Raw genomic sequence first — 21,702 nt, 5'->3', positions numbered from 1 at the left:
CCGAGTCTAGGAGCGGATGGCGGCCACGACGTCCATCGCGCGGATCAGGCCGACCACGCGACCGTCCACGACCGCCGCCACGACGGGCGAGTGCTCCGTGGCACGCCCGACGGCCGTGACCAGGTCCTGCCCGGCGAGCGTGCCGTCGACGACCGCGCCGACGGGCAGCGGGACGGCCACGCTGGTCACGGCGGTGGTCCCGGCGACGTCGGCGGGGACCGAGGCCGCCGCGGCGCGGTCGACGTAGGCCGAGGGTCGGCCGTCCGGAGACAGGATGACGACCTCGTCGGCCCCCGCTGCCGCCGCAAGAGCGCCGGCGTGCGCGATCGACTCCGTGTACCCGACGCCCACCGCCCGCCGGCCGACGGACGCCACCGTGAGCTGCCCGACAGCCTTCTGCGACCGCCCTCCGCGCACCGCCGCGGACGCCCCCGACCACAGGAACGCGCCGATGAGGGCCGCCCAGACCACGTCGGGCAGGCTCGGCTGGCGGCCCTGCATCAACGGCAGGACCAGCGCCCACGCGAAGAACGCGACCGCCACGCCGCGCCCGACCCAGCCGGCCGCGACGGTCCCCGTGTGCCGGTTCTTGGTCACCGCCCACACGGCAGCCTCGAGCAGGTACCCGCCGTCGAGCGGAAGGCCGGGGACCAGGTTGAACAGCCCGACGAACGCGTTGGTGACGCAGCCGGACCACAGCAGCAGGCCGACGAGGCTCACCGCGTCCGTCGGCCGCGCCAGCGCGTAGAAGCCAGCCGCGAGCACGAGGTTCGCGAGAGGGCCGACGACGGCGATGAGCGCGCTGCTGGCCGGGGTCGGCGTCGCGCCGCCGAAGGCCGTGTGCCCGCCCCAGAGCGTGAGGACGAACTCCCGCGGCTGCTGCCCGCGCGCCCGGGCCATCAGCCCGTGGGCGAGCTCGTGCACGAGAACGGAGGCGAACAGCAGGACGACGAACCCGAGCGCCACCAGGTAGACGAGCGCCCCGAGGTTCTCCGACCGCGCGCGCACGCTCGGCGCGAAGATGAGCGTGAGCACGACGGCGGCGATCAGCCAGCTGGGCGCCAGGATGATCGGGGCGCCGACCACCCGGCCGATCACCCAGCCGGACGTCCGTCGTGCCGGGGGTCGCGGGGTGCTCACCGGTCCAGCGTAGGTGTCGGGTCGGTGGGTCGACGGGCCGGTCTGTCGGTGGCGGCGCCTACGCTCGACCCGTGACCGTGCAGCACCTCGACCAAGACGCCTCCGACGCCGCCCCCGACCCCGCGCCCGACGCCGTGGCGGGTGCCGACGACGCCGTCGAGGAGCTGGTCGAGGCGGCCGTCGAGGAGGCCGCGTMGCCGCGCCCGCCGTCGCGCCCCGGGCTGTCGCCGTCCCGCGCCAACGACTTCCTGCAGTGCCCCCAGCTCTTCCGGTTCCGCGTGATCGACCGCCTGCCCGAGCCGCCCAGCTCGGCCGCGGCCCGCGGCACGCTCGTGCACGCCGTGCTCGAGCACCTCTTCGACCTCCCTGCCACCGAGCGCACCCTCGCCGCCGCGCACGGGCTGCTGCCGGAGCAGTGGGCCGCGCTGCTCGAGAGCAACCCGGACATCGGCGAGATGTTCGCGGAGCCGGCCGACCTGGCCGAGTGGCTGACCAGCGCCGAGGCCCTGCTGGCGACGTACTTCACGCTCGAGGACCCGACGCGCATCGAGCCGCGGGAGCGCGAGCTCCTGGTGTCGACGGAGCTCGAGGAGGGCGGTCCCCTGCTGCGGGGCATCGTGGACCGCGTCGACGTCGCTCCCAACGGGTGGGTCCGGGTGGTCGACTACAAGACCGGCCGGTCCCCGCGCGCCGGGTTCGAGAGCTCGGCGCTGTTCCAGATGCGCTTCTACGCCTACGTGATCTGGCGCACCCGAGGGGTGCTGCCCAAGCGCCTCCAGCTCGAGTACCTCGGCGACGGCGTCATCCTCACGCACGAGCCCACCGAGCAGGAGATGGCCACCATCGAGGCCCGCGTGCGGTCCATCTGGGCCGGCATCGAGGATGCTGCCCGGTCGGGCGACTGGCGTCCGCGGACCTCGAAGCTGTGCGACTGGTGCTCGTTCAAGTCGCTGTGCCCGGCGTTCGGCGGGACGCCGCCGGAGATCCCCGCCGGGGCGGTCGAACGGTCGATCGGCGTCGTCCCCGCCGCCTGAGCGGACGGCCGGGGACGGTCAGCCCGCGTGCAGCCGGTCGAGCACGTCCCCCTGCGCGATCCGCGTCAGGTCGTCCACCGTCAGGTCGGTCAGCGTGGAGACCCTGCTGAGCCCGGGCCGGGCGACGACGGCCTGCATCACCTCGACGGCGAGCACCCGCGCACCCGAGGCCACGGCCGACGCGACGCCCGACCGGGAGTCCTCGACGGCCACGCAGGTCGCGACGTCGACCCCGAGGCGCTCGGCCGCCAGCACGTACGGCTCCGGGTCCGGCTTGGGGCGGCTCACCTCGTCGCCGCTGACCACGACGTCGAACAGGCCGACCGCCGCGGCGAACGGCTGAGCCAGGACCGCGAACGACGAGGTGACCAGCGCCATCGGCACCCCCGCGGCGGCCACCTGCTCGAGCAGCTCGCGGGCGCCGGGCTGCCACGGGATGCCCGCGGCGACACCGGCGGCGACCCGGGAGTTGAGGAAGTCGACGATCTCCTCAGGAGGCAGGTCGACCCCCCGGTCCCGCAGCGCCTGCGCGCTGACCAGCATCGGGTTCCCCACCAGGGACAGCCCGTCCTCGTGGGTCCAGACGCCCCCGTGCGCCTCGACCAGCTCGATCTCGGCGGCGATCCAGAACGGCTCGGTGTCGATCAGGGTGCCGTCCATGTCCCAGAGGACGGCAGACGGCGCGGCGAGGTCGGCGGAGGTGCGGGGCATCGGTCCATCGTACGAGGCGACGACGCGCCGCTTCCGACGCGCGCGGGCGGTCCGTCCGCGGCGGGCGCTCCCCCGCGCTCTAGGCTGATCCGATGAGCGAGACCCCGCCGGCCGACCTCCCCGTCCGCGAGACCGTGCTCCTTGCTGCCTTCGAGGGGTGGAACGACGCCGGGTCGGCGGCCACCCAGGCGCTCGAGCACCTGCACGAGGTCTGGGACGCCGAGCAGGTGGACGAGCTCGACCCGGAGGAGTACCACGACTTCCAGGTGAACCGGCCGGTCGTCGGCCCCGGCCCGGACGGTCGCCGCGAGATCACGTGGCCGACCACGGCCGTCGCCGTCGCCACGGCCCCGCTGACCGGTCGGCGGGTGGTCCTCGTGCACGGCATCGAGCCGTCGATGCGCTGGCGCCGGTACTGCACCGAGCTGCTCGACATCGCGGCGGGTCTGGGCGTCGACGCCGTCGTCACGGTAGGTGCCCTGCTGGCGGACGTGCCGCACACGCGGCCGATCCCGGTCAACGCGACCAGCGAGGACGCGGACGTGCGCGACATCTTCGGCCTGGAGCCCAACACGTACGAGGGGCCTACCGGCATCGTCGGCGTCCTGCAGCACGAGGCCGCGGCCCGAGGCCTGCGGGCGATGTCGCTGTGGGCAGCCGTGCCGCACTACGTCGCACACCCGCCGTCCCCTAAGGCCACCCTCGCGATCCTGCACCGGATCGAGCAGCTGCTGGGCGAGCCGGTCCCGCTGGGCGAGCTGCCCGACGACTCCGCCGCGTGGCAGCACGGGGTCGACGAGCTGGCGGCCGAGGACTCGGAGATCGGCGAGTACGTGCACCAGCTCGAGGAGGCCAAGGACACGGCCGACCTGCCCGAGGCCAGCGGGGAGGCGATCGCCCAGGAGTTCGAGCGCTACCTGCGCCGCCGCGACAAGGGCACCGGCGGCTGACCGACCCACCCCGACCCCGTGCGGACGCAACGGGGTGGGAAGACCCGGGACGTCCGTACATCCGGTCGTCCCGGCRCTCGAACGTGCGGACGCTGCGGTAGGAGAACCCCGGACGTCCGCACATCCGGTCGCCCCGGCGCTCGAACGTGCGGACGCTGCGGTCTGGCCGGCTAGAGGCGGACGCCCAGCAGCGCGTCGAGCAGCCGACCGATGATCCCGGGGGCACCCTCGACGGGCTCGGCAGTGCCGTCGAGCGCGAGGTCGGCCCAGGCGTCGACTGCCGCGAGGGCCGCGGGGGTGTCGAGGTCGTCCGCGAGTGCGACGCGCACGGCGGCGAGGGTGGCGTCGGCGTCGGGGCCACCGTTGCCGGAGACGGCGCGGCGCCAGTGCTCGAGCCGCTCCTGGGCGGCGTGCAGGCCGTCGTCGGTCCAGTCCCAGTCGTCGCGGTAGCGGTGCGCCAGGATGGCCAGCCGCACGGCCATCGGGTCCACGCCGTCCTCGCGCAGGCGGGAGACCAGCACGAGGTTGCCGCGGGACTTGCTCATCTTGTGGCCGTCGAGCCCGACCATGCCGGTGTGCAGGTGGACCCGGGCGCCCCGGCCCGCGTCGAGCAGACGGGCGTGCGACGTGCTCATCTCGTGGTGCRGGAACAGCAGGTCCGAGCCGCCRCCCTCGACGTCGAAGGGCAGACCGAGGGCGTCACGGGCGATGACGGCGCACTCGATGTGCCAGCCGGGCCGGCCACGCCCGAGGGATCCGCCGTCCCAGGCGGGCTCACCGGCCCGCTCGCGGCGCCACAGCAACGGGTCGAGGGGGGCGCGCTTGCCGGGGCGCTCGGGATCGCCGCCACGCTCCTGGGAGAGCGTGCGCATCGTGTCGTCGTCGAGTCCGGCCACGGCGCCGAAGTCGATGTCGGCCGAGAGGTCCGCGTAGACGTCCCCGAGGCCGTCGTCGGCGAGGGCGTCGGGCGTCGGGACGCGGTAGGCGGCGCCGGCCGTGAGCAGGACCTCGACGGCCTCCACGACCGCCGGGATGACCTCGACCACGCCGGAGTACACGTCGGGCGGGATGACGGCCAGCGCGGTCATGTCCTCGGCGTACAGGGCGGTCTGCTCGGCGGCCAGGTCGCGCCAGTCGACGCCCGTGGCCGCGGCGCGCTCGAGCAGCGGGTCGTCGACGTCGGTGACGTTCGAGGCGTACCGCACCCGGTACCCCGAGTCCCGCCACGCGCGTCCCAGGACGTCGAACGCGACGTAGGTGGCGGCGTGGCCGAGGTGCGTCGCGTCGTACGGGGTGATGCCGCAGACGTACAGCGTGGCGTCCGGTCCGGCGGCGGCGGCGACCAGCAGGTCGGTCGAGGAGTCGCGCACCTGGACCGGGAGGCCACGTCCGGGGAGCTGCGGGATGAACGGGGGCGGCCAGGTGAGCACGGCGGAAGCCTAACCGCGTCCCGGCACCTGACAGCGCGCGGGTCCACAATGCCGAGGTGAGCACCGAGCCCCTGACCCAGCCCGACGAGCGAGTGTGCGTGGAGACGCCGGGCGGCTGGCAGCGCGCCGAGACGGGCGCCCGCACCCGAGGGGCGCGCTGGGTGATCGTCCCGATGGACGACCTGACGGACGCGGCGCGCCGGTACGGCATCAGCGAGCAGGCGATCGCGCTCCTGGAGCACCGCATGCCGGGCACCCACCCGCCGGTCCCGAACCACGCCCAGCGCGCCCGACTCGACCGCTCGCCGGACGGGGAGCTCCTCCTGACCACGCCCACGCTGTCCTACGTCGAGTCGACGCACGACGTGCACACCGGTGCGCTCACGAGCATCGTCGGCAAGGACGTCGTGATCATGGCCGAGCTGGGCGGCGCGGGCGTCCTCGACCGCGCCCTGGCCAAGCTGACCGGTGGGTTCCCGGTGCCCGACGAGGGCGTCCACCAGGTCCTCGCCGTCGTCGTCCTGACGCTCGTCGCGGAGGCGTCGGACGTCGAGATCGGCCTGGGCGACGCCGTCGCGGACGCGGAGCGCCTCGTGTTCTCCACCGCCCGGCACCACAACCCGCTCGAGACGATCTACGACCTCAAGCGCGAGATCGCCGAGGCGCGCCGCGCGCTCAGCCCGGTCACGTCGGTGCTGCCCGAGCTGATCGCCGAGGCCGAGGAGGCACCCGGCCAGCGCCAGTCCCAGCCGTGGCTGCGCCGGGCGGAGGCCTGGGTGGACCGCCTCGACAAGCACCTCGACGGTTACGACGACCTGCTCAGCGACATGCTCTCGGTCCACCTGTCGCAGGTGTCCGTGCGGCAGAACGAGGACGTCCGCAAGATCTCGTCGTGGGCCGCTATCGCCGCGGCGCCGACCCTCGTCGCCAGCATCTACGGCATGAACTTCGAGCACATGCCCGAGCTCGACTGGACCTACGGGTACCCGCTGGCCATCCTCGCGATGGGCGCTGTCTGCTTCACGCTCTACCGGCTGTTCCGGCGGTCCGGCTGGCTGTGATCCCTGGTCCGGGCTACGGCGTGACGGGGGCGCTGTTCGCGTCGAGCACGCCCGTGAGCAGCAGGATCACCACGAGCGCGGCGAGCCCGAGCCGGTAGTAGACGAACGGCTTGTAGCTGAAGGTCGAGACGATCTTCAGGAACACGATGATCACGAGGTAGCCGACGACGAACGCGACGAGGGTCGCGACGAGGGTCGGGACGAACCCGGGTGTGCCGCCCTTGCCGAAGTCGTCCACGCTCTTGGCCAGCTGGAACAGCCCCGACCCGAACACCGCGGGGATGGCCAGCAGGAACGAGTACCGCGCGGCGGCGCTGCGGGTGTAGCCCATGAGCAGCCCGCCGGTGATGGTGCCGCCCGAGCGCGACACGCCGGGGAYCAGCGCGAGGGCCTGCCAGAAGCCGAACTGGACCGCGTGCCGACCGGTGAGCTCCGTGAGCTCGCGCTGCTTGGCGCCCCGCTTGTCGGCCCAGCCGAGCACCAGGCCGAAGCCGGCGAGCGTCAGCGCGATCAGCCACAGGTTGCGGAACGTCTGCTCGATCGCGTCCTGGAACGCGAGGCCGAGCACGATGATCGGCAGTGATCCGAGGGCGATGAACCACGCCATGAGGGCGTCGTGGTCGGCCGGCTGCCCGGGCGGTGCACCGGCGCGCGACCGCCAGTCCGTGCCCAGGTCACCGCGCAGCGCCCGCCACCACGAGGTGAGGATCCGCGCGATGTCCCGTCGGAAGTACAGGAGCACGGCGGTCTCGGTGCCCAGCTGCGTGATCGCCGTGAACGCCGCCCCGGGATCGCTCGAGCCGATGAGCTCCCCGACGATGCGCAGGTGCGCGCTCGAGGAGACCGGCAGGAACTCGGTCAGACCCTGCACGAGCCCCAAGAGGATCGCTTCACCCAGTCCCATCGCGTCCGTCACGAGCGGAACGATAGCGGGGGTGCGTTGCCGCAGATGACACGCGCGCGCCGATTAGTGTTGCGCCTCATGGAACAGCGCCACCTGGGCCGCACCGGTCTGCGGGTCTCCCGGCTCGGGCTCGGCACGATGACSTGGAGCCGCGACACCGACGAGCACGACGCGACGGAGCAGCTCCGCGACTTCACCGACGCCGGCGGCACGCTCATCGACACGTCGGCGTCGTACGCCGACGGCGGCGCGGAGGAGCTGCTGGGCGAGCTGCTCGACGACGTGGTCCCCCGCGACGAGGTGGTGCTCTGCACCAAGGCCGGGATCCGGCGCACCAGCAACGGCGGCGTGGTCGACGCGTCGCGAGGCGGCCTGCTCGCCTCGCTGGACGGCTCGCTGCGCCGGCTGCGCACGGACCACGTCGACCTCTGGCTGGTGCAGACGCCCGACCCCCGCACCCCGCTCGACGAGACGGTCTCGGCGCTGCGCCTCGCGGTCACCAGCGGGCGCGCCCGGTACGTCGGGCTGTCCAACCACGCCGGGTGGCAGGTGGCCCGTGCGGCGAGCCTGCTCGAGGGCGAGGTCGGGCTGACGGCGGTCGAGGCGGAGTACTCGCTGCTGCAGCGCGGGATCGAGCGCGAAGTGGTGCCCGCCGCCGTCGCGATGGGCGTCGGGGTGCTCGCCTGGTCACCTCTGGGGCGCGGGGTGCTCACCGGCAAGTACCGGCGCACCATCCCCGCGGACTCGCGGGCGGCGTCGCCGCACCTCGCCGGCTTCGTCGAGCCCTACCTGGCGCGGGCCTCGGCGACGATCGTCGAGGCCGTGGCCACCGCGGCGGACGGCCTCGAGCGGACGCCGCTGGAGGTCGCGCTGGCGTGGGTGCAGAGCCGGGGTGTCGCGTCGGCGATCGTCGGGGCGCGCACGGCCAGCCAGCTTCGGGCGTCGATCGCGGCCCAGGACCTGGTGCTCCCGGAGGAGCTGCGGCGGGCGCTCGACGAGGTCAGCGCGCCGAGCCTGGGATACCCGGAGCGGTTCTAGCGGGAGGCCTCGTCGGCGAGGTCGTCGACGTCCGCGTCGTCGTAGTCGTCCTCGTCGACGTCGTCGCCGTCCTCGTCGTCCTCGTCGTCGTCCTCTTCGGCGAGGTAGAACGGCGTGGCCTCGCCGTGCACGGTGCCCAGGGCGTCGTCGTACACCTCGAAGGCGTCGGCCAGGATGTCGTACGCGTCGTCGACCGCCGGGTCGTCCTCGCCGTGCGGCGCGGCGACGGCGGTGTAGTGGGCCTCGAGGGCTGCGATCAGGCGGTCCAGCGCGGCACGCGGGTCGACGGTCATGCGACGACCGTAGCCTCCCGCGAGGCACAATGGCAGCGCGTAAGGTTCTTCGGCACCAGCATCGGGACGTAGGCGCGGCAACGCGCGGGACGGGGTGGTCGATGGCAGATGGACAGACGAGGACGAAGCGCCCGGACTGGATCGCCCAGGGCGGTCAGTACGAGTACCGGGTGCTCCGCATACCCGCCACGACCTCGCGGAACGAGGCGCGCCGGATGCTCACCGAACAGGCCGAGCTGGGCCGCTGGGAGCTCTCCCGCACGCTGCTGTTCGCGGGTGGTGAGCGCAAGGTCTGGCTGCGGCGCAAGGTCATCCGCGTGCGCAGCACCCTGGCTGAGACGAGCTTCCCCGACTAGGGCTCAGCAGGTCCGCAGCAGGCGGTCCAGCACGCGGGTACCGAAGCGCAGGGCGTCCGTCGGCACGCGCTCGTCGACGCCGTGGAACATGCCCGCGAAGTCGAGGTCGGCCGGCAGCCGCAGGGGCGCGAAGCCGTAGCCGCGGATGCCCAGGCGCGAGAGCGACTTGTTGTCGGTACCGCCGGACAGCGTGTACGGCAGCACGGTCGCGTCGGGGTCCTCCGCCAGCAGCGACTCGACCATGCGGTCCACCAGGTCGCCCGAGAACGGGACCTCGAGCGCCGTGTCGTGGTGCAGCCGCTCGATCCGCACGTGCTCGCCCACGAGGTCGGCCACCGTCTGCGCGAACTGGTCCTCGAGGCCCGGCAGGAACCGGCCGTCGACGGTCGCCTCCGCGGAGCCGGGGATGACGTTCGCCTTGTAGCCGGCGGTCAGCTGCGTCGGGTTGGTGGTGTGGCGCAGGGTGGCGCCGACGAACTTCGAGGCGGGGCCCAGCGCGGCGACGAGCCGGTCGACGCCGTCCGGGTCCTCCGGGTCGAACGGCAGACCCGTGAGCTGGGCGACGCCCTCGAGCAGCGCGTGCACGGTGGGCGTCAGCTGCAGGGGCCACGGGTGCCGGCCGAGCCGGGCGACGGCCTCGGCCAGGTGCGTGACCGCGTTGTCGGCGTTGACCTGGCTGCCGTGGCCGGCGCGACCGTCGGCGATGAGCCGCATCCAGGACAGGCCCTTCTCCGCGGTCTGCAGCAGGTACGCCCGGCGGCCGTCGACGTCGACGGAGAAGCCGCCGACCTCGCTGATCGCCTCGGTGGCGCCCTCGAACAGCTCCGGCCGGTGGTCGACGGCCCAGCGCGCCCCCATGGAGCCGCCCGCCTCCTCGTCGGCGAACATCGCGACGACGACGTCCCGCGCCGGCTTGCGCCCCTCGCGGGCCATCTGCCGGACCACGGACAGGATCATCGCGTCCATGTCCTTCATGTCGACGGCGCCGCGGCCCCAGACCAGGCCGTCGACCTCCTCGGCGCCGAACGGGTCCACGGTCCAGTCGTCGGCACGCGCGGGCACCACGTCGAGGTGGCCGTGCAGGACGAGCGCCGGCCGCGACCGGTCCGAGCCCTCGAGCCGCACGACGACGCTGGCCCGACCCGGTGCGCTCTCGAACAGCTCGGGGTCCAGGCCGACCTCGGTGAGCAGCCCCATCACGTGCTCGGCGGCCGCGCGCTCCCCCGGTCCGGAGTCGTCGCCGTAGTTCGAGGTGTCGAAGCGGATGAGGTCGCGGCAGATCTGCACGACCTCGTCCTGGGCGGTGACTGTGCTGGTGGGCGTGCCGGAGGCCGGGTGGGTGACGGGCATGCCCTCCACCGTACCGGCCTCCGACGCCCCGCTCAGGCTCAGTGCGTGGCGGCCCCGAGCAGCCCGCGACGGGCCAGCAGCGGGTCGATCAGCGGGTCGCGGCCGCGCAGGTCACGGAACGCCTGCATCGGGTCGAGCGAGCCGCCGCGCGAGAGCAGCCGGGCCCGGAACGTGTCGCCGTTCGCCCGCTCGAGCCCGCCGTTCTCCCTGAACCACTCGACCGTGTCGGCGTCGAGGACCTCGGACCAGATGTACGAGTAGTACCCGGCCGAGTAGCCGCCACCGAAGACGTGGTTGAAGTACGTGGTGCGGTAGCGCGGCGGGACGGGCGCGTAGTCGACTCCCGCGCGTCGCAGCGCCGCCGCCTCGAACGCCTCGACCTCGTCGACGTCGGTCGGCACCTCGTCGGGAGAGAGCCGGTACCAGGCCTGGTCGAGCAGGGCCGCGGACAGGTACTCCGTGGTGGCGAAGCCCTCGCCGTCCTGACGGGCGGCGAGCAGGGTGTCCACCCACTCGGCCGGCATCGGGTCACCGGTCTCGTGGTGCCGTGCGAACGCCCGGACGATCGACGGCTCCCACGCCCACATCTCGTTGACCTGCGACGGGTACTCGACGAAGTCGCGCGGCACGTCCGTGCCGGACTGCGAGGGCCAGCGCACGGCCGAGAACAGACCGTGCAGGGCGTGACCGAACTCGTGGAACACTGTGATGACCTCGTCCCACGCGAGCAGCGTCGGCTCCCCCGGCGGCGGCTTCGGGATGTTGAGGTTGTTGACCACGACCGGCTGCTCGCCGAACAGCGTCGACTGGTCCACCAGGTTGTTCATCCAGGCGCCGCCGCGCTTGGACTCGCGGGTCCAGTAGTCACCGAGGAACAGGCCGAGCCCGGCCCCGTCGGCGTCGAACACCTCGAACACGCGCACGTCCGGGTGGTAGCCCACGAGGTCGTGGCGCTCGGCGAACGTCAGCCCGAAGAGGGCGTTCGCGGCCCGGAAGACCCCGTCGGCCAGCACGCGCTCGAGCTCGAGGTACGGGCGCAGGAGCGAGTCGTCCAGCGACCGGCGCTCCTTCTTGACCTGCTCTGCGTAGAACGACCAGTCCCAGGCCTCGAGCGTCGCGCCCGGCTCGTCGCGCTCGAGCGCCTCCTGCAGGTCGGCACCCTCCGCGCGGGCGTTGGCGACGGCGACCGGCGCGAGCCGCTCGAGGATGTCCGCGACGGCCTCGGCGGTCTTCGCGGTCGCGTCCTCGGCGACGTAGGCCGCGTGGTGCGGGTAGCCCAGCAGCTGGGCGCGCTCGGCGCGCGTGCGGGCCAGACCCAGGAGGGAGGGCCGGGTGTCGTTCGGGCCGCCCGCGCCGCGTCCGACCGACGCCCGGAACACCCGTTCGCGCACGGCCCGGTCCCGCAGCACCGCCAGCGGCGCCTGCTGGGTGGGCAGGACGAGCTCGAGGAACCAGCCGTGCTCGTGCCCGCGGTCCTGTGCCGCCTTCCGGGCCGCCGCGCGGGCGTCCTCGGCCAGCCCGTCCAGCTCGTCCTCGTCGGTGAGCAGCACACCCGCCGCGTTCGTCGCCGCCAGCAGGTCTCGACCGAAGGCGGTCTCGAGGCTCCCGATCTCGGCGTTCAGGGCGCGGAGCCGGTCCTGCGCCGCCGCGTCCAGCCCCACGCCCGCGCGCACGAACTGCGTGTGGGTGCGGTGCAGCAGCCAGGCGGTGTCGGGCTCGAGCTCGAGCGCCCCCGAGTCCACGTCCGCCTGCAGCGCGGCCACCCGGGCGAACAGCCGCGCGTCCAGGTAGATCGCGTCGTGGTGGGCCGCGAACAGCGGCGCGACCTCCTCCTCGACGGCCTCGAGCCCGGGAGTGGAGTCCGCGCTGGACTGGTTGTAGAAGCTGGTCGCCGCGCGGTGCAGCAGGCGGCCGGAGCGCTCGAACGCCTCGAGCGTGTTCTCGACGGTCGGGACAGCCGGGTCGGTCGCGATCGCCTCGATCTCCGCGCGATGCTGCGCCATGCCGGCCAGCAGGGCGGGGAGGTAGTGCTCCTCGCGKATCCTCGCGTGGTCGGGAAGCCCGTACGGCAGGGTGGACGGCGTGCCGAAGGGGTTGTCGGCAGGCAGGTCGGTCGGATTCATGGCGGACATCATCCCCGACGGGTGCGCGGTCCGCCCGTCACGACGTGCGGGCGAGGAAGGCGTCTTCCTCGTCGTAGGCGAAGAAGGTGTCCTCGGGGTCCATCCGCACGAAGCCGGGGAACGCCTCGCGCCAGTCCCCGCGCGACGCGGCGTCGACGAGCCACTCGATGCAGGCCCCCACGGTCTGCTCGTACCGGCCGGGCGCGACGTAGCCGAGCTCCACACCCGCGCGATGCATGCTGAGGACGACCGGGTGCGGGACCGTCCACGGGGTGCTGCCGAGGTTCCCGTCCGGCGCGCCGGGCAGCATCACGTAGCTCGGGCTGACCCCCATGGCGGCGTCGATCGTCGCGGAGATCTCGGCGACGGTCAGGGCCCGCGGGTCGACGGCGTTCAGCACCCGGTCGCCCGGTCGGGCAGCCGCGAGCCGCGTCAGCTCGCCGAGCACCGCCGTCGCCGTCGAGTGGAACCGGCTCTCCCCGTCGTACGCGAGGACCCGCACGTCGCGGCCGTCGAGCGCGCGCTTGACGAAAGTCCACTCGCGCGCCTGCCGGCTGCGAGGCCCGTGGATCGCCCCCGGCCGCAGGATCGTCGCCGCGACCGCCGACCGCGCCCACGCCTGCTCGAGGGCGACCTTGCCCGTCGCGTAGCTGTCGCGGCCGGGCTCGACGGTGGGTTGGTCCTCGTCGACCGGCACGGGGTAGTCGCCGAACTCGTCGGTCTCGAACCCGTTCCCGGCGGCGTCGACGTAGACCGCACCGCTGGAGACGATGACCGCCGAGCCGATCCGGTCGGCCCGCGCCACCAGCGCTTCGGCGTGCCGGTCGTCGTACGCGACGGCGTCGACGAGCACATCCACGCCCGACCTGAGCGCGGCGTCGAGCACGGCCGGGTCGGCGCGGTCGCCCACCAGCACCTCGGCCCCGTCCAGGTCGGCCGGGTGACGCGCGAGCACCCGCACGTCCCAGCCGTCGCCCAGCAGCGCGGGCACGACAGCCCGGCCGATCTGCCCCGTGCCGCCGATGACCAGCGCCGTCGCCATGGCCCGAGGCTACGCGAGCGCGCCCGCCAGGTCCTGGTACGTCGGGTACCCGTGCGCCTGGCCGACCGCGGCGTTGTACAACCGGCCCGCGTGGGTGGTCAGGCCGGCGCCCAGCGACGGGTCGGCGTCGACCGCACCGTGCCAGCCCCGGTCCGCGAGCGCGCCAAGGTAGGGCAGCGTGACGTTCGTCAGCGCGCGCGTGGAAGTCACCGGGACGGCCCCGGGCATGTTGGCCACGCAGTAGAAGACGGACCCGTGCACCGCGTACGTCGGGTCGTCGTGCGTGGTCGCGTGCGTGTCCTCGAAGCAGCCGCCCTGGTCGACCGCGACGTCCACGAGCACGGACCCGGGCTTCATGCGGGAGACCAGCTCGTTGGTGACCAGCCGGGGGGCGCGGGCTCCGGGGACCAGCACGGCGCCGATCACCAGGTCCGCGTCGAGGAGCTCGCGCTCGATGGCGTAGGCGCTGGACGCGACGGTGCGGACCCGCCCGCCGAACGCCGAGTCGGTGTCCCGGAGCCGCGGCATCGACAGGTCGAGCACGGCGACGTCGGCGCGCATGCCCACGGCGATCTCCGCCGCGTGCCGACCGACCACACCCCCGCCGAGCACGACGACCTTGGCGGCGTCGACACCCGGCACGCCGCCGAGGAGCACGCCCGAGCCGCCCTCGTTCTTCATCAGGTGGTACGCGCCCACCTGGGTGGACAGCCGACCCGCCACCTCGCTCATGGGCGCCAGCAGCGGGAGGGACCCGTCCGGCAGCTGCACGGTCTCGTAGGCGATCGACGTGGTGCCGGCGGCCAGGAGCGCGTCCGTCGCGGGGCGGTCGGCGGCCAGGTGCAGGTACGTGAAGAGCACGAGGTCGTCGCGCRGGTAGCCGTACTCGGACGGCACGGGCYCCTTGACCTTGCAGACGAGGTCCGCGCGCGCCCAGACGTCGGCGGCGTCCTCGACGATCTGCGCGCCCGCGGCGGCGTACTGCAGGTCCGTGATGGCCGAGCCGTCGCCGGCCCCCGCCTGCACGAGCACCTCGTGGCCCGAGGACACGAGCTGGTGCACTCCCGCGGGCGTGAGGGCGACGCGGTACTCGCGGTTCTTGACCTCGCTGGGGATGCCGACCTTCATGATGGGCTCCGTCCGGGGTGTCGTGTCAGCCAGCAKATTCACTGCATTCTGAACTTCCTGTGTTGCAAACGGATGACGAACGCCGATGATTCGCTAGATTCTGCCCATGTCAGTTCAGGATTCGTCGAAAGCGCCCTCCATCGGAGCACGCCGAACGACGTTCGGCGCCGTGGAGCTCGATGACGTGGACCGGCGTCTGCTCAGCGAGCTCGAGCGCGACGGACGCATCTCCAACAAGGAGCTGGCGGCCGCGGCGGGCATCGCGCCGTCCACCTGCCACGCCCGGGTCCGCGCCCTGCGCGAGTCCGGCGTGCTCCGCGGCTTCCACGCCCAGGTGGACCCCGAGGCCGTCGGGCGCGGCCTGCAGGCGATGATCGCGGTGCGGCTCCAGGCGGCCGCCCGCGCCCGGCTGGCTGAGGTGGCGCACCGGCTCGTCCAGCGCCCCGAGGTGCGCGACGTCTACCTGCTCGCGGGTGTCGACGACGTCCTCGTGCACGTCGCGGTCCGTGACTCCCGGGAGCTGCGGGCGTTCGTGCTCGAGCACCTCAGCACCCGCCCCGAGGTGGCCCACACGCAGACGAGCCTGGTCTTCGAGCACGTGCACGCCCCCGGCACGGCCTCGATCTGATCAGCCGGCCATGCGCGCCCACACCGCGGCCTGCTCCAGGGAACGCCTGGCCGCGTCCTCGTCGCCCAGCACGTCCCAGATCCACAGCGCCGACTCGGTGCAGCGTGCGAGCCCCCACGCGGCGACGCGGTCGACGGCGAGCTCGCCCTCCACGAGGCGCACGCGTTCCCGCAGCACCCGGACCGGGTCGGCGTGCGCGAACGGGTCGTCGACCTGCTCGAGCAGCGGCCACAGGTCGTAGGCCGGGTCCCCGCGCATCGGCTTGGGGTCGATCGCGAGCCACCGATCGCCGCCCCCGTGCAGGAGGTTGCCCGGGTTGAGGTCGCCGTGGACCAGGACGCCGCCGGGCCCCGGCAGCGTGCGCAGCAGCCCGGCCGCCGCGCCGACCAGACCCGGGTCGGCGTCGTGCCGGGCCGCGCGCTGCTCCAGCATCCCCGCCCACGCCCCGCAGACGTCGCGCATCTCGGGCACGGTCAGGTCGGCGTCCGACGCCCACAACGACCGCAGCACGCCGCAGGCCACGGTCAGGCGTCCCGCCGGTGAGCCCGGCGCCACCGCCAACGGGGTGCCCGGCACGACACGCTCCAGGAGCAGCGCCCAGTCGTCGGCGTCCGCGCCGAGCAGCTCGGGGGCACCGTGCCCGTGCCAGGCGCGCAGCGCGGCCGCCTCGTCGCGCGCCTCGTCGTGCGGGAAGGAGACCTTGAGCACCGCGGGCGACCCGTCCGCGCGCAGGGCGGGCGCGCACCACGACGCCGCGCCGCTGGTGAAGGGCTCGCCGACGGTCAGGGCCCAGCGCCGGGCGGCCCGCTCGACCAGCGCGGGCAGCCGCCCGATCCACTCGCGACCCGCGGGCGTGCGGCCCACGCCGTCGCGCAGGATCGCGGGGATCTCGGGAACCGGCACGCAGCGAGGCTARCGAGGCCCACTGCGCCTCGCGGGTGAACGGGGCGAGTCACGCCCCCGGTCGACCCACGCGCACGACACCCGTGTGTGCGATCCTGCGCCCACCGACGAGCAGCGGACAGGGAGGCACCCGGGGTGAGCGCTGGGGACCAGCAGGGACTCAATCCCTGGGTCGACGCGCGCGGCGGCGAGCCGTTCCCCCCGATGCTGCCGCGCCCTCGCGGACCTCTCGAGGACCGGGTCGTGCGCTTCCTCGGGCCGGCCGTCCGCGTGCGCCGCGGACCCCGCATCGGGTTCCTCGTCCTCGTCCTCGCCCTCGCCGGCTCGTTGCTGGTGGGCGGGCGCTGGTGGGTGTCGACCTCGTCGGCGTTCGGGCCGCCGGCCGGGCTCGAGGAGTCGACCCTCCCGCTGGGCGCTCCCCCGGCGGGGGTGCCCGCGGCGGGTGCCTACGCCTTCACGATGCTGCAGCCGGACGGCAGCGGACCCGTCACCTACAGCCCGTGCCGACCGATCCACTACGTGGTCCGGCCCGACGGAGCACCTGAGGGCGGGGCCGAGTTCATCGGCGCGGCGATCGCCAGCGTGTCCGCGGCCACCGGGCTGCAGTTCATCGACGACGGCGCGACGCACGAGCCCCCGAGCGCGGACCGTGCGGCCTACCAGCCCGGCGCCTACGGCCGCCGCTGGGCGCCGGTCCTCGTGTCGTGGTCGACCGCCGTCGAGACCCCCGAGCTCGCGGGCGACGTCGCCGGGATCGCCGGGTCGGCCTCGGTGACCCGCGCCGGGCACACGACGTACGTCACCGGCTCCGTCACCCTGGACAGCGCGACCGTCGCCGGCCTGCTCGGCGCCCCCGGGACCCGGACGACCGCGCTCGCCATCGTCACCCACGAGTTCGGCCACCTCGTCGGGCTGGACCACGTCGACGACCCGACGCAGCTGATGTACCCGACCACCAACCCGAGCGTCTCGGCCTTCGGCACCGGCGACCTCGCCGGCCTCGCGGCGCTGGGCTCCGGCGAGTGCGCGCCGAACGTCTGACCGAACCCTTCACACCGGCGCCGCACGCTCTCTCACAGAACTCCCAGGTCGGGCGGATACCCTCGCGGCGGACCTAGCCAGACCCGAGGAGACCGCCATCCACCGTCGACCGATCGTGCTCGTGCACGGCACCCGTACGTCGTCCGTCATCTGGCGGCGACAGGTGGAGGCGCTCGAGCGCTCCGGTCACGTGACGGTGGCGCTGGACCTGCCCGGGCACGGCCGACGGTCCGGCGAGCGCTTCAGCCTCGAGGGTGCGCTGGCCGCGATCGACGAGGCCGTCGACTCCTGCTCCGTCCCTCCCCTGCTGGTCGGGCTCTCCCTCGGCGGCTACACCAGCCTGGCGTACGCGCGCCGGCACGAGGCCAAGGTCGCCGGTGTCGTGCTGGCGGGCTGCTCGACCGAGATCAAGGGCAAGCCGCTCGGCATGTACCGGCGCGCGTCCGGGATGGTCACGCGGGCGCTGCGGCTGGGCGGCGGCGACTGGCACGTGGTCACCGACATGCTCGCGGCGATGTCCGGGTACTCGCCGCTGGCAGACCTGCGGCGCACCGCCCTGCCCGTGTGGCTGGTCAACGGGAGCCGCGACCCGCTCCGGCTGGACGAGCGTCGCTACCTCGACGCCCGGCCCGGCACCCGCCTCACCGTCGTGCCGCGCGCCGGGCACGACGTCAACGCGCACGCGCCGGTCGCGTTCAACCGCATCCTCCTCGATGCCCTGCACGAGCTGCGGAACCGCGGGACCCTCGCCATCGCCTGAACCTCGCGGCCGGGCTGAACGTCGGGACGGGCGCCGGCCCGTGTCGGCGCCCGTCCTGTCGCTGGTCCCGGGCACAGTAGGTCCGTGGACCCCGCGCAGCTCGCCGACGCCTCGCGGCTGCGCACCCGGGCGACCGTCCTGCACGCCGACGCCGACTCGTTCTTCGCGGCCGTCGAGCAGCGCGACAAGCCGTCGTTGCGGGGCAAGCCCGTGCTGGTCGGCGGCACCGGGCCACGCGGCGTCGTCTCCACCGCGTCCTACGAGGCACGGCAGGCGGGCGCGCGCTCCGCGATGCCGATGAGCCGCGCCCGGCGGCTCACCCCCGCGGCCGCGGTGCTCTTCCCCCGGTTCGAGGCGTACTCGGCGTACTCGCGGGTCATCATGGCGACGCTCGGCACCCTGTCCGAGCTGGTCGAGCCGTTGAGCATCGACGAGGCGTTCGTCGATCTCGAGGCGGGCCCGTTCGGCGACGACCCCGCCGGCGCAGCGACCGACGTCCGGGCCCGGATCCGCGAGCTCACCGGCCTCGCGGTGTCCGTCGGCATCGGCCGGACCAAGCTCATCGCCAAGCTCGCGTCGGACGCCGGCAAGCCCGACGGGCTGCTCGTGGTCGAGCCCGCCGACGAGGACGACTTCCTGCTGCCCCTGCCCGTGCGCGCCGTCCCAGGCATCGGTCCCGCGACGGCCGCCGCCCTGGAGCGCCTCGACGTCCGCACGGTGGCCGACCTGCGTCGCCAGGAGCTCGACGTGCTCACCATGACCGTGGGCGAGTCCTCCGGCGCCAATCTGTACCGGCTGGCCCGGGGCATCGACCCCCGCCCCGTCGCGCCCGGCGGCGAGCGCAAGTCCGTCGGCGCCGAGCGCACCTTCGCCGAGGACATCTTCGGCGCCGACCGCATCGCCGAGGCCGTCGACCGCGTGACGGACGAGGCCCTGCGGCGCCTCGCCGCGCACGGCGGCGGGGCGCGGACCGTCGTCGCGAAGGTGCGGTTCGCCGACTTCACCACGCTGACCCGCTCGGTCACGCTCGCCCAGCCGTCCGCGGAGGCGACCGAGCTCCGCGCCGCCGCGCACCAGGCGGCGCGGGCCGCGGGCATCAGCGACTCGGTCCGGCTGCTCGGCGTCTCGTTCCACAACCTCTCCGCGCACGCCCAGCTGACGTTCCCGTGGGACGGCGACGACGAACCCGCGCCGGCGGCCCTCGACGAGCCCGACGACACCCCCGCCACCCGCGGGCTGCTCTCCGCGGAGAACGCCCGGCCGGGTCTGGACGTCGAGCACGACACCCTCGGACGCGGCTGGGTGGTGCACGTGCGCGGGCGGGAGGCGACGGTCCGGTTCGAGTCGGTCGACACCCCGCCCGCACGGTCGCAGGTGCTCGACCTCGACGCCGACCCGCTCCGCCTGGTGGCTCCGCTTGCCGTGGAGGAACTTTCGACTGATCTGTGAGCGCCCCGCTACCATTTTCGGGTGACCCTCGCGTGGCCGTGGGTGGGACGTGCCGAGGAGCTGCAGCGCGTCAGGTCAGCGTTGCGCGGCACCGGAGGCGGCCGAGGTGTCGTCATCGCCGGCGCCCCGGGTGTCGGCAAGACGAGGCTCGCTGCCGAGGCAGTCGCCGCCCAGTCGTTCGACGGTCACGCCACCCGCTGGCTCGTCGCCACGACGTCGTCACGGTCACTGCCGTTCGGGGTCTTCGCCGAGCTCGACGTCTCTCCCGGACCCGACCCGATCCACATGGTCCGTGCCATCCTCGACGCGCTGCCGAGAAGCGACGGTGATCGCTCCGCTGTCGTCGCCGTCGACGATGCGCACCGGCTCGACGACCAGTCCGCCTTCGTCATCCACCAGATGGTCCACCGTCGGCTCGCGTCCGTGCTGCTGACCGTCAGGGTCGGCGAGCCGGCGCCCGAGGCCGTGACGGCGCTCTGGAAGGACAACCTCCTCGAACGCCTGGAGCTGCCMGCACTGACCGCGGAGGAGACCGCGACCGTCATGTCGGAGGTCCTCGGCGCACCCATGGACCGGCTGGGAGCCCGACGGATCTGGGCGTTGACCGGCGGGAACATGCTGTACCTGCGGCGGCTCGTCGATGACGAGCGCGCCGCCGGCCGGCTGCGCGAGGTGGCCGGGACATGGTTCTGGAGTGGCGACGCCGTGGTGTCGACGAGCCTGGCCGAGCTCGTGTCGGCACAGATCGGCCGGCTCGCGGCGCCGATCGCCGACGTGGTCGACCACCTCGCTGTCGCGGAACCCCTGCCGCTCCGCCTGCTGCGCCTGCTGACGGACGACGGAGCGGTCGAGCAGGCCGAGTCCGCAGGTCTGGTGACTGTCTCAGCGGACGGCCGGGCGGCGCGCCTCGCCCACCCGCTCTACGGAGAGGTGCGCCGTGCGCGCATGGGCGTGCTGCGGGCGGAGCGCCTGCGCGGCGCGATCGCCGCTGCCCTCGCCCATGCTGACGCGACGGGCACGGACGACGAGCTCCTCCGCCGAGCCGTCCTCACCGTCGACTCGGACATCGCACCCGACCCCGGGCTGTTCCTCGACGGCGCCCGGGTCGCGTTCCGTCGCATGGACCTACCGCTGGCGGAGCGCCTGGCCGCGGCGTCGGTCGCGTCGGGCGGTACGACGGCGGCGCACCTGGCGCGCGCCCTCGCGCTGTCGCTCATGAGCCGCGGGGAGGAGGCCAGGGACCTGCTCGTGACGATCCCGCTCGATCACGCCGACCCGAGCGAGCGCGCCCTCGTCGCCATGGTCCGCGCAGCCAACCTCTTCTTCGATCTGGGCCAGCCCGCAGCCGCCGAGGAGGTGCTCGGCCAGGCCGACGGCGCGATCGGAGACGCCGTGGGCGCGGGCGTGGTGGCAGCGACGTGGGCGCTCGTGCACGCGACGCTCGGCCGACCACGCGACGCGCTGGACGCCGCCGGGCGTGCGGCCGCCGCCGGACTCCCTTTGGGCCTTCCGGCGATGCTCGCGGCCTGGGGCGAGACGATCGCGCACGGCGACCAGGGCGCCGTCGACAGCTGCGTCGCCGCGGCCGACCGCGGATACGCCATCGCACGGCAGTCGGTCGACGCGGCGATGCTGCGCTTCGCACTCGGACGGGGGCACGTCGGCGCGCTCGTTCTCGCGGGCCACCTCGAGGCCGCGCAGGCGGTTGCGGCCGACCTCGCGGCGCAGAGCGAGGACCTGGCTCCCAGCACGTGGCCGCTCGTGGCGACCCTCCTCGGGCACTGCGCTCTCGGGCGCGGTGACCTCCACGAAGCGATGCGCCTCCTGTCGATCGCGGACCAGAGCTTCGACGATGCCCATGACACCGCCGGCTGGTCGTTCATGTCGCGCCTCGACCTCACCCGGACCCTCGCGTCGTCCGGCCGGCACGTCGCAGCCGCCGAGATGCTCGAGAAGCTCGGCCCCGTTCCCCATCCGTCGTTCGCCCACGCGGCTCCCCAGCTCGTCCTCGCCCACGGGTGGGTGACCGCCGCCCAGGGAGCGACGTCCGCGGCAGCCCGTCTGGCGCGGGAGGCGGCCGACCTCGCGCGGCACAACGACCAGGCCGCCGTCGAGGTGCTCGCCCTGCACACCGCCGCACGCTTCGGCGACCGCGGTGTCGCCGACCGGCTGGCCACCCTCGCTGCATCGGTCGACGCGCCGAGCGCGAGGGCGGCCGCCTCCCACGGCGCCGCGCTGGCGGCTGACGACGGCGCCGGGCTGCGCGCGACGTCCGAGCTGCTCGAGCAGCTCGGCGACAGGCTCGCCGCGGCCGATGCGGCGGCCCAGGCATCCGTCGCCCATCAGCACGCCGGGCTGCGT

Annotated in this window: 20 protein-coding genes; 10 read left to right on the top strand and 10 right to left on the bottom strand. The window is 74.1% G+C overall.

Going from position 1 to position 21,702, the window contains the following annotated elements:
- Positions 1 to 6: 6 nt before the first annotated feature.
- A complete protein-coding gene (locus ACXJKG_RS06210; RefSeq protein ID WP_456844878.1) occupies positions 7 to 1,140 on the bottom strand; it encodes a site-2 protease family protein in 1,134 nt (377 codons plus the stop codon).
- A gap of 164 nt (positions 1,141 to 1,304) precedes the next feature.
- Here ACXJKG_RS06210 and ACXJKG_RS06205 point away from each other — a divergent pair, with 164 nt between their 5' ends.
- Positions 1,305 to 2,174: a RecB family exonuclease gene (locus ACXJKG_RS06205; RefSeq protein ID WP_456844886.1), complete on the top strand. Its 870-nt coding sequence runs from the start codon at positions 1,305 to 1,307 to the stop codon at positions 2,172 to 2,174.
- Between the two features lie 18 nt (positions 2,175 to 2,192).
- On the opposite strand, the gene ACXJKG_RS06200 is transcribed toward ACXJKG_RS06205, so the two are convergent.
- Complete coding sequence (locus ACXJKG_RS06200; protein WP_456844877.1) at positions 2,193 to 2,885, bottom strand: HAD family hydrolase; 693 nt, start codon at positions 2,883 to 2,885, stop codon at positions 2,193 to 2,195.
- Positions 2,886 to 2,977: 92 nt separating this feature from the next.
- Here ACXJKG_RS06200 and ACXJKG_RS06195 point away from each other — a divergent pair, with 92 nt between their 5' ends.
- On the top strand, positions 2,978 to 3,835 hold the full coding sequence (locus ACXJKG_RS06195; protein WP_456844876.1) for a PAC2 family protein: 858 nt from the start codon (positions 2,978 to 2,980) through the stop codon (positions 3,833 to 3,835).
- Positions 3,836 to 4,005: 170 nt separating this feature from the next.
- Here ACXJKG_RS06195 and mshC read toward each other — a convergent pair whose 3' ends face one another.
- The gene (gene mshC, locus ACXJKG_RS06190) at positions 4,006 to 5,265 is read right to left on the bottom strand and encodes a cysteine--1-D-myo-inosityl 2-amino-2-deoxy-alpha-D-glucopyranoside ligase (RefSeq protein WP_456844875.1); all 1,260 of its coding nucleotides are present in this window, start codon (positions 5,263 to 5,265) and stop codon (positions 4,006 to 4,008) included.
- 56 nt (positions 5,266 to 5,321) lie between these two features.
- Between mshC and ACXJKG_RS06185 the strand changes: the two genes are divergently transcribed.
- On the top strand, positions 5,322 to 6,326 hold the full coding sequence (locus ACXJKG_RS06185) for a CorA family divalent cation transporter (RefSeq protein WP_456844874.1): 1,005 nt from the start codon (positions 5,322 to 5,324) through the stop codon (positions 6,324 to 6,326).
- A 13-nt stretch (positions 6,327 to 6,339) separates the two neighbouring features.
- On the opposite strand, the gene ACXJKG_RS06180 is transcribed toward ACXJKG_RS06185, so the two are convergent.
- Positions 6,340 to 7,230, bottom strand: coding sequence for an undecaprenyl-diphosphate phosphatase (locus ACXJKG_RS06180; protein ID WP_456844885.1), 891 nt, complete (start codon positions 7,228 to 7,230; stop codon positions 6,340 to 6,342).
- Positions 7,231 to 7,308: 78 nt separating this feature from the next.
- Between ACXJKG_RS06180 and ACXJKG_RS06175 the strand changes: the two genes are divergently transcribed.
- On the top strand, positions 7,309 to 8,268 hold the full coding sequence (locus ACXJKG_RS06175; protein ID WP_456844873.1) for an aldo/keto reductase: 960 nt from the start codon (positions 7,309 to 7,311) through the stop codon (positions 8,266 to 8,268).
- On the opposite strand, the gene ACXJKG_RS06170 is transcribed toward ACXJKG_RS06175, so the two are convergent.
- Positions 8,265 to 8,561 carry a primosomal protein gene (locus tag ACXJKG_RS06170; protein WP_456844872.1) on the bottom strand — a complete coding sequence of 99 codons (297 nt, stop codon included), beginning with the start codon at positions 8,559 to 8,561 and terminating at the stop codon, positions 8,265 to 8,267. The two genes, ACXJKG_RS06175 and ACXJKG_RS06170, sit on opposite strands and share 4 nt — an antisense overlap.
- 101 nt (positions 8,562 to 8,662) lie before the next feature.
- On the opposite strand from ACXJKG_RS06170, the gene ACXJKG_RS06165 reads away from it, so the two are divergent.
- The gene (locus ACXJKG_RS06165; RefSeq protein ID WP_456844871.1) at positions 8,663 to 8,917 is read left to right on the top strand and encodes a DUF5703 family protein; all 255 of its coding nucleotides are present in this window, start codon (positions 8,663 to 8,665) and stop codon (positions 8,915 to 8,917) included.
- A 3-nt stretch (positions 8,918 to 8,920) separates the two neighbouring features.
- Here ACXJKG_RS06165 and ACXJKG_RS06160 read toward each other — a convergent pair whose 3' ends face one another.
- Genes ACXJKG_RS06160 through ald form a run of 4 tightly spaced genes read right to left on the bottom strand, consistent with a single transcriptional unit; the run spans position 8,921 to position 14,560 of the window.
- Positions 8,921 to 10,267 carry a M20/M25/M40 family metallo-hydrolase gene (locus ACXJKG_RS06160; RefSeq protein WP_456844870.1) on the bottom strand — a complete coding sequence of 449 codons (1,347 nt, stop codon included), beginning with the start codon at positions 10,265 to 10,267 and terminating at the stop codon, positions 8,921 to 8,923.
- A gap of 38 nt (positions 10,268 to 10,305) precedes the next feature.
- Complete coding sequence (locus tag ACXJKG_RS06155; protein ID WP_456844869.1) at positions 10,306 to 12,390, bottom strand: M3 family metallopeptidase; 2,085 nt, start codon at positions 12,388 to 12,390, stop codon at positions 10,306 to 10,308.
- Between the two features lie 37 nt (positions 12,391 to 12,427).
- On the bottom strand, positions 12,428 to 13,432 hold the full coding sequence (locus tag ACXJKG_RS06150; protein WP_456844868.1) for an NAD-dependent epimerase/dehydratase family protein: 1,005 nt from the start codon (positions 13,430 to 13,432) through the stop codon (positions 12,428 to 12,430).
- Positions 13,433 to 13,441: 9 nt separating this feature from the next.
- Positions 13,442 to 14,560, bottom strand: a complete 1,119-nt coding sequence (ald, locus tag ACXJKG_RS06145; RefSeq protein ID WP_456844867.1) for an alanine dehydrogenase — start codon at positions 14,558 to 14,560, stop codon at positions 13,442 to 13,444.
- 169 nt (positions 14,561 to 14,729) lie between these two features.
- Here ald and ACXJKG_RS06140 point away from each other — a divergent pair, with 169 nt between their 5' ends.
- Positions 14,730 to 15,188 carry an Lrp/AsnC family transcriptional regulator gene (locus ACXJKG_RS06140; protein WP_456844866.1) on the top strand — a complete coding sequence of 153 codons (459 nt, stop codon included), beginning with the start codon at positions 14,730 to 14,732 and terminating at the stop codon, positions 15,186 to 15,188.
- Here the strand turns inward: ACXJKG_RS06140 and ACXJKG_RS06135 are convergent, their stop codons facing one another.
- Positions 15,189 to 16,091 (bottom strand): aminoglycoside phosphotransferase family protein, encoded by a 903-nt coding sequence (locus ACXJKG_RS06135; protein ID WP_456844865.1) that lies wholly within the window; start codon positions 16,089 to 16,091, stop codon positions 15,189 to 15,191.
- Positions 16,092 to 16,334: 243 nt separating this feature from the next.
- Here ACXJKG_RS06135 and ACXJKG_RS06130 point away from each other — a divergent pair, with 243 nt between their 5' ends.
- From ACXJKG_RS06130 to ACXJKG_RS06115, 4 genes are all read left to right on the top strand, one after another.
- Positions 16,335 to 17,132: a matrixin family metalloprotease gene (locus tag ACXJKG_RS06130; protein WP_456844864.1), complete on the top strand. Its 798-nt coding sequence runs from the start codon at positions 16,335 to 16,337 to the stop codon at positions 17,130 to 17,132.
- A gap of 115 nt (positions 17,133 to 17,247) precedes the next feature.
- Complete coding sequence (locus tag ACXJKG_RS06125) at positions 17,248 to 17,892, top strand: alpha/beta fold hydrolase (protein ID WP_456844863.1); 645 nt, start codon at positions 17,248 to 17,250, stop codon at positions 17,890 to 17,892.
- A gap of 84 nt (positions 17,893 to 17,976) precedes the next feature.
- Positions 17,977 to 19,341, top strand: coding sequence for a DNA polymerase IV (locus ACXJKG_RS06120; protein WP_456844862.1), 1,365 nt, complete (start codon positions 17,977 to 17,979; stop codon positions 19,339 to 19,341).
- Between the two features lie 21 nt (positions 19,342 to 19,362).
- Positions 19,363 to 21,702: AAA family ATPase (locus tag ACXJKG_RS06115; protein ID WP_456844861.1), on the top strand; the 2,340-nt coding region annotated here is incomplete at its 3' end.

Source organism: Cellulomonas sp. P5_C6 (assembly GCF_054049635.1).
Note: the sequence above shows the minus strand (reverse complement) of the source record. Positions and strands in the feature narration are given on the sequence as shown.

Coding starts and splice junctions, on each gene's coding strand:
- ACXJKG_RS06200 (WP_456844877.1), bottom strand. CDS start 2,885: ATGCCCCGCACCTCCGCCGACCTCGCCGCGCCGTCTGCCGTCCTCTGG.
- ACXJKG_RS06195 (WP_456844876.1), top strand. CDS start 2,978: ATGAGCGAGACCCCGCCGGCCGACCTCCCCGTCCGCGAGACCGTGCTC.
- ACXJKG_RS06170 (WP_456844872.1), bottom strand. CDS start 8,561: ATGACCGTCGACCCGCGTGCCGCGCTGGACCGCCTGATCGCAGCCCTC.
- ACXJKG_RS06165 (WP_456844871.1), top strand. CDS start 8,663: ATGGCAGATGGACAGACGAGGACGAAGCGCCCGGACTGGATCGCCCAG.
- ACXJKG_RS06160 (WP_456844870.1), bottom strand. CDS start 10,267: ATGCCCGTCACCCACCCGGCCTCCGGCACGCCCACCAGCACAGTCACC.
- ACXJKG_RS06150 (WP_456844868.1), bottom strand. CDS start 13,432: ATGGCGACGGCGCTGGTCATCGGCGGCACGGGGCAGATCGGCCGGGCT.